10 protein-coding genes are annotated in these 11,531 nt (G+C 55.2%); 7 read left to right on the forward strand and 3 right to left on the reverse strand.

From position 1 onward, the window contains the following. The first annotated feature begins 122 nt into the window (after window positions 1-122). Window positions 123-1,301, forward strand: a complete 1,179-nt coding sequence (gene xylR / locus BWI76_RS27045) for a D-xylose utilization transcriptional activator XylR (protein WP_004126484.1) — start codon at window positions 123-125, stop codon at window positions 1,299-1,301. Between the two features lie 60 nt (window positions 1,302-1,361). Here xylR and BWI76_RS27050 read toward each other — a convergent pair whose 3' ends face one another. Next, on the reverse strand, window positions 1,362-2,189 hold the full coding sequence (locus BWI76_RS27050; protein ID WP_071530269.1) for a protein bax: 828 nt from the start codon (window positions 2,187-2,189) through the stop codon (window positions 1,362-1,364). A gap of 315 nt (window positions 2,190-2,504) precedes the next feature. Between BWI76_RS27050 and BWI76_RS27060 the strand changes: the two genes are divergently transcribed. Both BWI76_RS27060 and avtA read left to right on the forward strand, forming a co-directional pair. Further along, complete coding sequence (locus BWI76_RS27060) at window positions 2,505-4,538, forward strand: alpha-amylase (protein ID WP_004137801.1); 2,034 nt, start codon at window positions 2,505-2,507, stop codon at window positions 4,536-4,538. A gap of 173 nt (window positions 4,539-4,711) precedes the next feature. Further along, a complete protein-coding gene (avtA, locus tag BWI76_RS27065; protein WP_004137799.1) occupies window positions 4,712-5,971 on the forward strand; it encodes a valine--pyruvate transaminase in 1,260 nt (419 codons plus the stop codon). Between the two features lie 101 nt (window positions 5,972-6,072). Here avtA and BWI76_RS27070 read toward each other — a convergent pair whose 3' ends face one another. Continuing rightward, window positions 6,073-6,561 (reverse strand): 4Fe-4S binding protein, encoded by a 489-nt coding sequence (locus BWI76_RS27070; protein WP_004137798.1) that lies wholly within the window; start codon window positions 6,559-6,561, stop codon window positions 6,073-6,075. A 118-nt stretch (window positions 6,562-6,679) separates the two neighbouring features. Beyond that, the gene (gene yiaJ / locus BWI76_RS27075) at window positions 6,680-7,513 is read right to left on the reverse strand and encodes an IclR family transcriptional regulator YiaJ (RefSeq protein WP_128804969.1); all 834 of its coding nucleotides are present in this window, start codon (window positions 7,511-7,513) and stop codon (window positions 6,680-6,682) included. Window positions 7,514-7,715: 202 nt separating this feature from the next. Between yiaJ and yiaK the strand changes: the two genes are divergently transcribed. From yiaK to BWI76_RS27095, 4 genes are read left to right on the forward strand one after another with little or no spacing between them, the layout of a single operon-like run. Beyond that, complete coding sequence (yiaK, locus tag BWI76_RS27080; RefSeq protein WP_004137795.1) at window positions 7,716-8,714, forward strand: 3-dehydro-L-gulonate 2-dehydrogenase; 999 nt, start codon at window positions 7,716-7,718, stop codon at window positions 8,712-8,714. Window positions 8,715-8,725: 11 nt separating this feature from the next. Next, entirely contained in the window at window positions 8,726-9,190 is a 465-nt protein-coding gene (locus BWI76_RS27085) for a YhcH/YjgK/YiaL family protein (RefSeq protein ID WP_049086991.1), read from the forward strand. Window positions 9,191-9,203: 13 nt separating this feature from the next. Continuing rightward, entirely contained in the window at window positions 9,204-10,133 is a 930-nt protein-coding gene (locus BWI76_RS27090) for a DUF4862 family protein (RefSeq protein ID WP_024359743.1), read from the forward strand. 51 nt (window positions 10,134-10,184) lie between these two features. Then, on the forward strand, window positions 10,185-11,504 hold the full coding sequence (locus tag BWI76_RS27095; protein ID WP_004137789.1) for an MFS transporter: 1,320 nt from the start codon (window positions 10,185-10,187) through the stop codon (window positions 11,502-11,504). Window positions 11,505-11,531 lie beyond the last annotated feature (27 nt).

The raw sequence follows: 11,531 nt of genomic DNA on the forward strand, positions 1-11,531 counted from the left end.
GGACAATGAAAAAAAATGCCCGAATTATTTGCGCTACAGCCAAACTTAGGCACAAGTAACTTGAAATAATCCGGGCATTGGCCGGTATTGTATGGCCTGCAAGAGAGACCAGGAACAACACTATGTTTGAAAAGCGTCACCGTATTACGCTGTTATTCAACGCCAACAAGGCCTATGACCGTCAGGTCGTTGAGGGCGTTGGCGAATATCTCCAGGCATCGCAATTGGAATGGGATATCTTCATTGAGGAAGATTTTCGGGCGCGGATTGAAAACATTAAGGAGTGGTTAGGCGACGGCGTCATTGCTGATTATGACGATCCGGAAATTGAAAATCTGCTGATCGACGTCAATGTGCCGATTGTCGGCGTTGGCGGCTCCTTCCACCGGCCGGAATGCTATCCGCCGGTTCACTATATCGCCACCGACAACGCCGCACTGGTCGAGAGCGCCTTTCTGCACCTCAAAGAAAAAGGCATCAACCGCTTCGCCTTTTACGGCCTGCCCGCTTCCAGCTGTAAGGGCTGGGCCGCCGAGCGCGAACACGCGTTTTGCCAGCTGGTCGCCAGAGAGAAATATCGCGGCGTGGTCTATCAGGGTCTAGAGACGGCGCCCGAAAACTGGCAGCATGCGCAAAATCGCCTCGCCGACTGGCTGCAAACCCTGCCGCCGCAAACCGGCATCATCGCCGTTACCGACGCCCGCGCCCGCCACGTATTACAGGCCTGCGAGCGCCTGCATATTCCGGTACCGGAAAAGCTGTGCGTTATTGGCATAGATAACGAAGAGCTTACTCGCTACCTGTCGCGCGTGGCGCTGTCTTCCGTTGCGCAGGGCACACGCCAGATGGGCTATCAGGCGGCAAAGCTGCTGCATCGCCTGCTGGAGAATGAAGAGCTACCGCTTCAGCGCCAGCTTATCCCGCCGATGCGCGTGGTTGAGCGCCGCTCCACCGACTACCGCTCGCTCACCGATCCCTCGGTTATTCAGGCGATGCACTATATTCGTAACCACGCCTGTAAAGGGATTAAGGTAGAGCAGGTGCTGGACGCCGTCGGCATTTCCCGCTCGAATCTGGAAAAGCGCTTCAAAGAAGAAGTGGGCGAGACCATTCATACGGTGATCCACAGCGAAAAACTGGAAAAAGCCCGTAGCCTGCTGGTATCGACCACCCTTTCGATTAACGAAATCTCGCAGATGTGCGGCTATCCCTCGCTGCAGTATTTCTACTCGGTGTTTAAGAAAGAGTACGACGTGACGCCGAAGGAGTACCGCGACCGGCACAGCGAAGTGATGATGTAGCGCGCAAAGAAAAATGCCCGGGCTTACGCGCCGGGCATTAATGGTGACATGCAAGAGCAATTACATGTGTGCGGCTATCAACCGCTGGTTATCCTGATACATCGCGAAGAGATAGTTGTTATAGCTTGACCCTTTGGTCGAATAGCCCTTCAGCTTATGAATCATCGTGCTGGCGGTCACTTCCTGATCGGCTTTACGCAGCTGCGCACGCGATTTACGGAACGACGAGTAGGCCGGATGCGTATTCAGATTTCTGACATAGGCCTGAACGGACTCTTCCACCGAATCAAACTGGGAGTAGCCCTTCACCGCGCCGCGGCAGTTTCCACCGCCACACTTCATACCAAACAGATTGTTGTTCACCCGCGCCAGCTTTGACGTTCCCCAGCCGCTTTCCGCCGCTGCCATGGTAGCGACCATGCTATTCGGGATAATGTCGACGCGCTCAAGCAGCGAGTTCCATGGAATATGGCGAGTATTGCCGGACCACTTCACTTTATAGCGAGAGGCGATCTCTTTCAGCCGCGTACGCTCGCTCGGCGACCAGCGCGCATCGTACTGCTTGGAAACAAGCCAGTTACGATCGGCGGTAATCACCTGATTCTGTTTCGTAATATAAGGCATTACCGTCCGGAGAAACGCTTTTTTCCTTGGTGTCCCGGAAGGGTATTTTCGCAAATCAGGAAGTGAACTGCTCTTTACACTATTGCGAGAATACTCTTGTTTACTGCTTACCTTGCTTACTTTAACGGTACTTTTCTTCTTAACGATTGGGGCTTTATGACTCGTTGTTGCTGTGTGTGTTGTTGCCAGCACACTACCTGAAAATATGCAGGTAAGTAACATGAGTATCGCGGCCCCATATCGTCGAATGGGAGTCGATATCATTAGGTCTCCTGGTCGGATGCAATCATTCCAACGCCTTGTTTTTCACAAAAAATCGATAGTTGAATCGCGAATAGTATCAAAAATACCCAGATGACGCACCCACAGAAATAGTCCAATTCCGAAAAGCTGTCATCTGAAATCGGTTTCCGCCTCCTGACAACAGTACAAAAATGCGACTACCCTCTCATTTTTTGCTCATTTTTTGAACGCGATCACTCACCCTTTTCCATCCTCCCTGGAAAAGCGCCGCTGGGATGAGTTCATGGAACTACTGGACGCGCAAACTGAACAAAAAACCGCACACAGGACTCCGGAATGAAACTCGCTGCGCTTGCGTCGCTGCTGGTGCCTGGGATGGCCTTCGCCGCCTGGACTACCGCAGATTTCCCCGCCTTTACCGAAGAAGGCACCGGCAGATTTATCAGTCAAAACGAGGTAGCAAAGGGTACGCGCCCTCTGCGGATTACGTTTGACCAACAGTGCTGGCAGCCTGCCGGCGCGATCAAGCTCAACCAGATGCTCTCTATGGAGCCTTGCCGCGATCCGGCGCCGCAGTGGCGCGTCTTCCGCGATGGCCGCTATACCCTGGAAGTCGATACCCGTTCAGGTACGCCAACCCTGATGGTCTCTCTGGAAGAGAAACAGACCTCCACCGCCGCCGCGCCGCAGATCAAGCAGTGCCCGAAATGGGATGGCAAGCCGCTCACCATTGACGTCAGCAAATCCTTTGCCGAAGGCAGTCAAGTTCGCGACTTCTACAGCGGCAATATCGCGACCGTCAGCGGCGGTAAAATTACCCTCCAGCCGGCGTTTAATAGCAATGGTCTGCTGCTGCTTGAACGCGCGGATACGGAAGCCGCCGCGCCGTTCAACTGGCATAACGCCACCGTCTATTTCGTCCTGACCGATCGCTTTGTCAACGGCAACCCGGCCAACGACAATAGCTATGGTCGCCATAAAGACGGCATGCAGGAAATTGGCACCTTCCACGGCGGCGATCTCCAGGGCCTGACCAGCAAACTGGATTACCTCCAGCAGCTCGGCGTTAACGCGCTATGGATCAGTTCGCCGCTGGAACAAATCCACGGCTGGGTCGGCGGCGGTACGAAAGGCGATTTCCCGCATTACGCCTATCACGGCTATTACATCCAGGACTGGACGAAGCTGGATGCCAATATGGGGACGGAAGACGATCTGCGCCGCCTCGTCGATGAGGCCCACAAGCGTGGGATCCGCATTCTGTTCGACGTGGTGATGAACCACACCGGCTACGCGACCCTGGCCGATATGCAGGAGTTTCAGTTTGGCTCGCTGTACATCCAGGGGGATGAACTGAAAAAGACCCTCGGAGAGCGCTGGACAGACTGGAAGCCCCGCGCGGGACAAAGCTGGCACAGCTTTAACGATTACATCAACTTTAGCGATAAAGCCGGATGGGAGAAATGGTGGGGTAAAAAATGGATCCGCACCGATATCGGCGACTACGACAACCCCGGCTTTGACGACCTGACCATGTCGCTGGCCTTCCTGCCGGATCTTAAAACCGAATCCACGGAGCCATCGGGCCTGCCGAACTTCTATCGCCATAAGCCGGATACCGCGGCCAAAGCGATCCCAGGCTACACGCCGCGCGATTATCTGACCCACTGGCTGAGCCAATGGGTACGCGACTACGGCATCGACGGCTTCCGCGTCGATACCGCCAAGCACGTCGAGCAGGCGGCCTGGCTGCAGTTAAAAACTCAGGCCACCGAAGCGCTAGCAGAATGGAAGAAAGCGAACCCGGACAAAGCGCTGGATAACGCGCCGTTCTGGATGACCGGCGAAGCCTGGGGCCACGGCGTGATGCAGAGCGACTACTATCGCCACGGCTTTGACGCCATGCTGAACTTTGATTATCAGGATCAGGCGGCAAAAGCGACAAGCTGCCTGGCGAATATCGACCTGACCTGGCAACATATGGCGGATAAGCTTCAGGATTTCAACGTGTTAAGCTACCTCTCCTCGCATGATACCAGCCTGTTCCGCGAAGGCGGCAGCACGGCGGCGGAACTGCTGCTGCTCGCGCCCGGCGCAGTGCAGATCTTCTACGGCGATGAATCCTCACGGCCGTTCGGCCCGACAGGTTCCGATCCGCTTCAGGGTACGCGTTCAGATATGAACTGGCAGGACGTCAGCGGCAAAGCCGCGCGCAGCGTGACCCACTGGGAGAAATTGGGCCAGTTCCGCGCCCGTCACCCGGCGATCGGCATGGGTAAACAAACCACGCTATCGATGGCGAAAGGCTACGGCTTTATTCGCGAGAACGGCGATGACAAAGTGATGGTGGTATGGGCAGGTCAGCAGTAGCTTTCTGACCCACGGCTCCCCAGGCGTCCGGGGAGCCTTTTCAGGATAAACATCCAAAAATGTTTTCTCTCACAGAATAAAAACAAAATATCTTCCTGATACCTCGATTTGCACCCTGTCTGCGCTGGCGTTATGGTTACCCACTTTCCTGGAATACCGACAGACTAATCGCGATGACATTTTCACTTTTTGGCGACAAATTTACCCGTCATTCGGGCATCACCCGCTTGATGGAAGACCTCAATGACGGCCTGCGTACGCCGGGCGCCATCATGCTGGGCGGCGGCAATCCCGCGCAGATTCCGGAAATGAATGATTACTTCCATAGCCTGCTGGCCGACATGCTGAACAGCGGCAAAGCCCTTGATGCGCTTTGTAATTATGACGGTCCGCAGGGTAAAAGCGAGCTGCTGACCCTGCTGGCACAAATGCTGCGCGACGAACTGGGATGGGAGATCGAACCACAGAATATTGCACTGACAAATGGCAGCCAGAGCGCGTTTTTCTACTTGTTTAACCTCTTCGCAGGCCGTCGTGCGGATGGAACCACCCGTAAAGTGCTGTTTCCGTTGACGCCTGAGTACATTGGCTACGCCGATTCCGGCCTCGAAGAAGATCTGTTTGTCGCCACTCGCCCGAACATTGAACTGCTGCCGGAGGGACAGTTTAAATACCACGTGGATTTCGAACATTTGCAGGTCACGGACGAGACGGGAATGATCTGCGTTTCCCGCCCCACCAACCCAACCGGTAACGTGATCACCGACGATGAGCTGATCAAGCTGGATGCGCTGGCCAACCAGCACGGCATCCCGTTGGTGATTGATAACGCCTACGGCGTTCCGTTCCCGGGGATTATTTTCAGCGACGCCAGGCCGCTGTGGAATCCGAATATCGTGCTGTGCATGAGCCTCTCCAAGCTGGGCCTGCCGGGCAGCCGCTGCGGGATTATCATCGCTAACGAAAAAATCATCACCGCCATCAGCAATATGAACGGCATTATCAGTCTCGCCCCCGGTGGAATGGGGCCGGCCATGATGTGCGAGATGATTAAGCGCAACGATCTTCTGCGCCTGTCAGAAACGGTGATAAAGCCGTTCTATTATCAGCGCGTGCAGGAGACTATCGCCATTATTCGCCGCTATTTGCCGGAAGATCGCTGCCTGATTCATAAGCCGGAAGGGGCGATTTTTCTCTGGCTGTGGTTTAAGGATCTGCCGATTTCTACCGAGCTGCTGTACCAGCGCCTGAAAAAGCGCGGCGTTCTGATGGTGCCGGGCGACTACTTCTTCCCGGGCCTGGATAAGCCATGGCCACACACGCATCAATGCATGCGCATGAACTACGTGCCGGACCCGGAGAAAATTGAAGCGGGCGTGAGGATTCTCGCCGAAGAAGTTGAACGCGCCTGGCGTGAACAGGACCCGTCATAGGCCCGAATAAGCCAGATCTATTCCCGGCTCGCACTGCGTTTAGCCGGGCTACACGTCCCGTAGCCCGAACACGCGCGCCAGCGCCGCCTCCGGGAAACACGCTACGTCGCCAGCGCCATCCGCTGGCGACGTTCAGCGGCTATTCTTTCCAGCTCCATCGGCTCCATGCAGCGCAGCGCCTGGGTCGGGCACGCCGCCACGCAGGCCGGGCCTTCGTCGCGATGGCTGCATAAATCGCACTTCAGCGCCTGTACGCCCTCCTCCACCCGCATCACGGTCATCGCGCCATAGGGGCACGCTACCATACAGCTTTTGCATCCGATGCAGCGGCGTTGATCTACGCGCCAGACCGAATTTTCTCGGCGGATTGCGCCCTCGGGGCAGACGTTGGCGCAGGGCGCATCTTCGCACTGGCGGCACAGCGTCGCCGTCGAGAGTTCATCATTTTTCACCACGCGGATCCGCGGCGCAAAGCGCGCGGCGGAGACGCCAGAACAGTCCTGGTCCTGCTGATGGGACACCACGCAGGCGACTTCACAGGTACGGCAGCCGATGCACTTTTCCGCATCCGCGAGAATAAACCGATTCATCCTTGCTCCATTGGGGATAAAAACGCAGAGTGCCAGAAAAAACCGCTTCCGCGCCTTGATCCTGAATGGAGTCAGCGGCGTTTTCTCTCAGATGTCCGGGATTATCTGGTCATTTGCCTTAACCTTCCCGCACGGAAAAGCCCAGTTCGCGAGAAATCGCCTCTGCCGTATCGCGTAGCGGCTTGAGTAAATTTTTCTCTCCCACCTGCTTGAGGCGCGATGTTGATAGAGAGATAGAAATGGCATAAGGCACGCGCCCATGGATATCAAAAACGGGGACAGCCAGGCACGACACGCCCAGCTCGTTCTCTTCCCTGTCCATCGCCATATTTCGCTCGCGGATCTGCGCCAGTTCATCATGCATCGCAGGCAAGCCGGTAATGGTATTACGGGTCAGCGGCTGAATAATCTCCTGGTGTGAATTCCAGTAGCTCTCAACGTAGTCAGGATGGCCAAACGCCATATAAATCTTGCCCATTGCCGAGCAGTACAGCGGCATGTGCTGGCCAATATAGGCGCGCGTACGCAGCATACCGGTGGTCGGCTCCAGCTTATAAATCAGGATCGCGTGGTCATCTTCACGGCTGGAGAAGTTCACCGTCTCGCCGGTGGCCAGGTTAAGCGCCTCAAGATGCGGCGCCGCGACGTGGATAATATTCAGCGACGACAACGCCTTTTGGCCAACGGCGATAAATTTTGTCGTCAGACGATAGCTCCCCGCCGCCGGGGCAGGCGTCACGTACCCGCAGGACTGCAGCCCCTGTAATAAGCGATGAACGGTACTTTTGTTCAGTCCCGCCAGTTCCGACAGATGCGCCAGCGGACAGCCATTTGGATAATTACTCAGGATCTCAATTAGCATCAACCCACGAAAAAGGCTCTGACTTCCGGCAGGCCTCTCTTTATCTTGCGTGTTCTCGCTTTCTTTTGTGCCCATCGCTTCCGCTCCCATTTTTGTCGCGTTCAGATGGTAGCGCAAAGTGTGTTTCAGTTCACGATCTGAACCGAAAAAACACAACTTTATGATTTTTATGATTTTTAAAAATAACGCTGCCCGTTGATCTGACAAAAATTGATCGCTATATTTGAAATCAGATTTCGCATAGTGAAATTTAGAGATAAAAAAGCGATCAACTCTGACCAGGAAAACAGCAATGAAAGTCACGTTTGAGCAGTTAAAAGAGGCATTCAATCGGGTACTGCTGGCGCGTGGCGTCGCCGCGGAAACCGCCGATGCCTGCGCAGAAATGTTTGCCCGCACCACCGAATCCGGCGTCTATTCTCACGGCGTGAACCGCTTTCCTCGCTTCATCCAGCAGTTGGATAACGGCGACATTATCCCTGAGGCTCAACCGCAGCGGGTGACCAGCCTCGGCGCCATCGAACAGTGGGATGCTCAGCGTTCCATCGGCAACCTGACGGCGAAAAAGATGATGGATCGGGCCATTGAGCTGGCCTCCGATCACGGTATCGGCCTGGTCGCCTTACGTAATGCTAACCACTGGATGCGCGGCGGCAGCTACGGCTGGCAGGCGGCGGAAAAAGGCTACATCGGTATCTGCTGGACCAACTCCATCGCCGTTATGCCGCCATGGGGCGCTAAAGAGTGCCGTATCGGTACCAACCCGCTGATCGTCGCCATTCCGTCGACGCCGATCACCATGGTGGATATGTCGATGTCGATGTTCTCCTACGGCATGCTGGAGGTTAACCGCCTTGCCGGCCGCGAACTGCCCGTGGACGGCGGATTCGACGATGACGGTCGTTTGACCAAAGAGCCGGGGACGATCGAGAAAAATCGCCGCATATTACCCATGGGCTACTGGAAAGGTTCCGGCCTGTCGATCGTGCTGGATATGATTGCCACCCTCCTCTCCAACGGATCGTCGGTTGCAGAAGTGACCCAGGAAAACAGCGATGAATATGGCGTTTCGCAGATCTTCATCGCTATTGAAGTGGATAAGCTGATCGACGGCGCAACCCGCGACGCCAAGCTGCAACGGATTATGGATTTCATCACCACCGCCGAGCGCGCCGATGAAAATGTGGCGGTCCGTCTTCCTGGCCATGAATTTACCCGTCTGCTGGATGAAAACCGCCGCAACGGCATTACCGTCGATGACAGCGTATGGGCCAAAATTCAGGCGCTGTAAGGAGCTCACCCATGATTTTTGGTCATATTGCTCAACCTAATCCGTGTCGTCTGCCCGCGGCCATTGAGCGGGCGCTTGATTTCCTGCGCACGACGGATTTCCACGCGCTGGCACCCGGCGTCGTGGAAATCGACGGCCAAAACATCTTCGCGCAGGTTATCGACTTAACCACTCGCGATGCCGCTGAAAATCGTCCGGAGGTCCACCGTCGCTATCTGGATATCCAGTTTCTGGCATCGGGCGAAGAAAAAATCGGTATCGCCATTGATACCGGCAATAATCAAATCAGCGAATCTTTATTAGAACAGCGCGATATTATTTTCTATCACGACAGCGAACATGAATCGTTCTTTGAAATGACGCCAGGCAACTATGCGATATTTTTCCCGCAAGATGTTCATCGTCCTGGATGTAATAAAACTGTAGCCACGCCGATCCGCAAAATAGTCGTTAAAGTCGCTATTTCAGTTTTATAAGAAGGAGCACAAAATGAATTCGAATAATACCGGTTACATTATCGGTGCGTACCCCTGTGCACCCTCATTTCACCAAAAGAGTGAAGAGGAAGAGATGGAATTCTGGCGGCAGCTCTCCGACACCCCGGATATTCGCGGGCTGGAGCAACCCTGCCTTGAACATCTTCATCCGCTCGGCGACGAGTGGTTATTGCGCCATACCCCGGGACACTGGCAGATTGTCGTTACCGCCATCATGGAAACCATGCGCCGCCGCGGTGAAAACGGCGGCTTTGGGCTGGCGTCCAGCGACGAAACGCAGCGCAAAGCCTGCGTGGAGTACTATCGCCACCTGCAGCAGAAGATCGCTAAAATCAATGGCAATACCGCCGGAAAGGTCATTGCCCTTGAGCTTCACGCCGCCCCGCTGGCGGGCAATGCCAACGTGGCTCAGGCTACCGACGCCTTTGCCCGTTCATTAAAAGAAATTACCCGCTGGGACTGGTCCTGCGAGCTGGTGCTGGAGCACTGCGACGCGATGACCGGCAGCGCGCCGCGCAAAGGATTTTTGCCGTTAGAAAACGTGCTGGAAGCCATTGCCGATTATGACGTTAGCATTTGTATTAACTGGGCGCGTTCGGCCATTGAAGGGCGGAATACCGTGCTACCGCTCACCCATACGCAGCAGGTAAAACGGGCAGGAAAGCTCGGCGCGCTGATGTTTTCTGGCACGACGCAAACCGGCGAGTACGGCGAATGGCAGGATTTACACGCGCCGTTCGCGCCTTTCTGCCCGCAGAGCCTGATGACCACCGAACACGCTCGTGAATTATTTGCCTGCGCAGGAACCGCCCCCCTGCAATTTTCAGGCATTAAATTACTGGAAATTAATGCCAGCGCAAACGTTGATCATCGCATCGCGATATTACGCGACGGCATCTCCGCGCTAAAACAAGCACAATAATAATAATCACCTTCATCACCAGAATATTTTTAATATTACGAGACTATAAAGATGAATATAACCTCTAACTCTACAACCAAAGATATACCGCGCCAGCGCTGGTTAAGAATCATTCCGCCTATACTGATCACTTGTATTATTTCTTATATGGACCGGGTCAATATTGCCTTTGCGATGCCCGGAGGTATGGATGCCGACTTAGGTATTTCCGCCACCATGGCGGGGCTGGCGGGCGGTATTTTCTTTATCGGTTATCTATTTTTACAGGTTCCCGGCGGGAAAATTGCCGTTCACGGTAGCGGTAAGAAATTTATCGGCTGGTCGCTGGTCGCCTGGGCGGTCATCTCCGTGCTGACGGGGTTAATTACCAATCAGTACCAGCTGCTGGCCCTGCGCTTCTTACTGGGCGTGGCGGAAGGCGGTATGCTGCCGGTCGTTCTCACGATGATCAGTAACTGGTTCCCCGACGCTGAACGCGGTCGCGCCAACGCGATTGTCATTATGTTTGTGCCGATTGCCGGGATTATCACCGCCCCACTCTCAGGCTGGATTATCACGGTTCTCGACTGGCGCTGGCTGTTTATTATCGAAGGTTTGCTCTCGCTGGTTGTTCTGGTTCTGTGGGCATACACCATCTATGACCGTCCGCAGGAAGCGCGCTGGATTTCCGAAGCAGAGAAGCGCTATCTGGTCGAGACGCTGGCCGCGGAGCAAAAAGCCATTGCCGGCACCGAGGTGAAAAACGCCTCTCTGAGCGCCGTTCTCTCCGACAAAACCATGTGGCAGCTTATCGCCCTGAACTTCTTCTACCAGACCGGCATTTACGGCTACACCCTGTGGCTACCCACCATTCTGAAAGAATTGACCCATAGCAGCATGGGGCAGGTCGGCATGCTTGCCATTCTGCCGTACGTCGGCGCCATTGCTGGGATGTTCCTGTTTTCCTCCCTTTCAGACCGAACCGGTAAACGCAAGCTGTTCGTCTGCCTGCCGCTGATTGGCTTCGCTCTGTGCATGTTCCTGTCGGTGGCGCTGAAAAACCAAATTTGGCTCTCCTATGCCGCGCTGGTCGGCTGCGGATTCTTCCTGCAATCGGCGGCTGGCGTGTTCTGGACCATCCCGGCACGTCTGTTCAGCGCGGAAATGGCGGGCGGCGCGCGCGGGGTTATCAACGCGCTTGGCAACCTCGGCGGATTTTGTGGCCCTTATGCGGTCGGGGTGCTGATCACGTTGTACAGCAAAGACGCTGGCGTCTATTGCCTGGCGATCTCCCTGGCGCTGGCCGCGCTGATGGCGCTGCTGCTGCCGGCGAAATGCGATGCCGGTGCTGCGCCGGTAAAGACGATAAATCCACATAAACGCACTGCGTAAACTCGAGCCCGGCGGCGCTGCGCCTGC

The sequence above is a fragment of the Klebsiella sp. M5al genome, from assembly GCF_002090195.1.
Classification (GTDB): domain Bacteria; phylum Pseudomonadota; class Gammaproteobacteria; order Enterobacterales; family Enterobacteriaceae; genus Klebsiella; species Klebsiella grimontii.